At 66.3% G+C, this 2287-nt stretch carries 2 protein-coding genes; one reads left to right on the top strand and one right to left on the bottom strand.

Annotated elements, in window-relative coordinates; genetic code table 11:
* Window positions 1–138: 138 nt before the first annotated feature.
* Window positions 139–831 (bottom strand): 4'-phosphopantetheinyl transferase family protein, encoded by a 693-nt coding sequence (locus tag ACFWX1_RS10250; protein WP_378385856.1) that lies wholly within the window; start codon window positions 829–831, stop codon window positions 139–141.
* A 186-nt stretch (window positions 832–1017) separates the two neighbouring features.
* Between ACFWX1_RS10250 and ACFWX1_RS10255 the strand changes: the two genes are divergently transcribed.
* Entirely contained in the window at window positions 1018–2187 is a 1170-nt protein-coding gene (locus ACFWX1_RS10255) for an acyl-CoA dehydrogenase family protein (RefSeq protein WP_378385858.1), read from the top strand.
* Window positions 2188–2287 lie beyond the last annotated feature (100 nt).

The following is a 2287-nucleotide window of genomic DNA, read 5'->3' on the forward strand; positions in this document are numbered from 1 at the left end:
CTACCCGCCTCCCCGCTTTGTTCATTTGTTGGGTGGTTTGTTTTTTTTTTTATAGTCCATGTTTTTATGGCAACTTTGGGGAAATAATTCTCCCTCAAGGTGGCCTTCAGAGGCCGTTCTGCCCTTGCTCCCGCGCGCTCAGAACTCAGGGGTCCAGAAGTGCTCGCTGACCTGGAGATCCTCGGTGGTCAGCACCGCGACGGCGGCGCGGTAGCCCTCGGTGGCCTCCAGGTCGGCGAGGCGGGTCAGTGCCGGGTCGAGTGCCGCGTCGTCGGAGGACACCAGGCGCGCGGGCTCGTCGTGGCCGGAGAACGTGATGCTCTGTAGCGGGATCTTCAGGCCCTTGCCGGTCGCCTTCATCACGGCTTCCTTGCGGGTCCAGTAGACGAAGAACGCGGCGGTCCGCTCCTCGGCGGTCAGGCCGGCCAGCGCCTTCTGCTCGACCGGGCTCAGCGCGTAGTCGATCAGTGAGTCGTCCGCGCGGCGGGTGGCGGTCTCGACGTCGAGGCCGATCGGGACGCCGTCGGTCGCCGCGACGCCGATCAGGTCACCCGAGTGCGAGATAGTCAGCGTCAGATCCGAGCCCGGCACCCGCGGCCGTCCGTGCGGCTTCCCGCAGTCCTCGCACGTCGCGTCGAACCGCACCGTCTCGACGTCGAGGCCGAGCCGTTCGGCGGCGAGCGTCTTGGCGAGCACCCGTCCGGTGAGGAAGCGCCGCTTGTCCGCTTCCTGCCGGTATGCCTCGTGCCGCCCGAGTTCGACGTCGTCGAGCAAGCGCAGGAAACGCTCCTCGTTCGGCAGTGGCCGTGACCACCGGACTGCGATTTCCATCACCGGAACCCCCAAGTTCTGTCTCCTGCGTTCGATCTTTCCGCGCCCGATCCCGCTTGTCACGCGTGCGGGGTAGACGTGACCGGGAGTACGGGTATCCTGGACTAAGCAAGCGCTTAGCCAGTGTCGTGGCGCCTCCCGCGGCCGCGACCGTGTCGGGCAGAGAATTCCGCAGAAGAGGTAGCCATGGATTTCACCCTGAGCGTCGAGGAACGGGAAGTGCGCGACTGGGTCCGCACCTTCGTCCAGCGCGAGCTGATTCCGCTCGAGCCGGAGGTCCTGCGCCGCGAGCGTGCCGGGCAGCCGGGGATCACCTCCGACGAGCTGCGCGACCTCCAGCTCAAGGCCAAGGAATCCGGGTTCTGGGGTGTGCTGACGCCCGAGGCGTACGGCGGCATGGGGTTGTCCGCGGTGATGGCGGCCCTGCTCGAAGCCGAGCTCGGCCGCACCTTCGTCCAGTTCCGCTTCGGTGGCTCGGCGGACAACATCCTGTTCCACGCCAACGAGGAGCAGAAGGAGCGCTACCTGCTCCCGACGATCTCGGGCGAGCGGAAGTCCTGTTTCGCGATCACCGAACCGGGTGCCGGATCGGACGCGAAGGCGATCCGGACGTCGGCCCGCAAGGACGGCGACGACTGGATCATCAACGGCGAGAAGACGTTCATCACCGGCGGCAACGAGGCCGATTTCACCATGGTCTTCGCCATCACCGACCCGGAGAAGGGCGCGAACGGCGGCGTCACGTGCTTCCTCGTCGACCGGGAGATGGGCTGGAAGTCCGAGTACATCGACACGATGGGTGAGTGGGGCCCGGCTTCGCTGGTGTTCCAGGACGTTCGCGTGCCTTCCTCGCAGATCCTCGGTGAGGAAGGACGCGGGTTCGAACTCGCGATGCAGTGGATCGGCCAGGGCCGGTACCTGCTCCCGGCACGCGCGATCGGGTCGTGCGAGCGGCTGCTGTCGATGGCCATCGAGCATGCCAACACGCGGGAGACGTTCGGGCAGAAGATCGCCGAGCGCCAAGCCATCCAGTGGATGATCGCGGACTCCGGCGTCGAGCTGGAAGCGCTGCGCTGGCTGGTGCTGCACGCGGCGTGGCAGGTCGACCAGAAGATGGACTCGCGGCACGCGCAGTCGATGGCGAAGCTGTACGGCGGGGTGAAGGCGAACGAGATCGTCGACCGCGTCCTGCAGATCCACGGCGGGATGGGCTACACGCGGGAACTGCCGATCGAGCGCTGGTACCGCGAGCTGCGGCTGCTGCGCATCTACGAGGGCACCGACGAGATCCAGCGCCGGACCATCGCCCGCAACCTGCTCAAGGGGCACGTCAAGGTCGGCGGCGTCCTGGGCTGAGGCCCACATGCCGTTAAGGCCACCTTACGGGCGTCAGACGCCCGTAAGGTGGCGGTAACCGGTGTCTGTTTTACTCATTTCCGAGCCCACGTTTCCTCGT

The sequence above is a fragment of the Amycolatopsis sp. NPDC059021 genome, from assembly GCF_042739895.1.
GTDB lineage: Bacteria > Actinomycetota > Actinomycetes > Mycobacteriales > Pseudonocardiaceae > Amycolatopsis.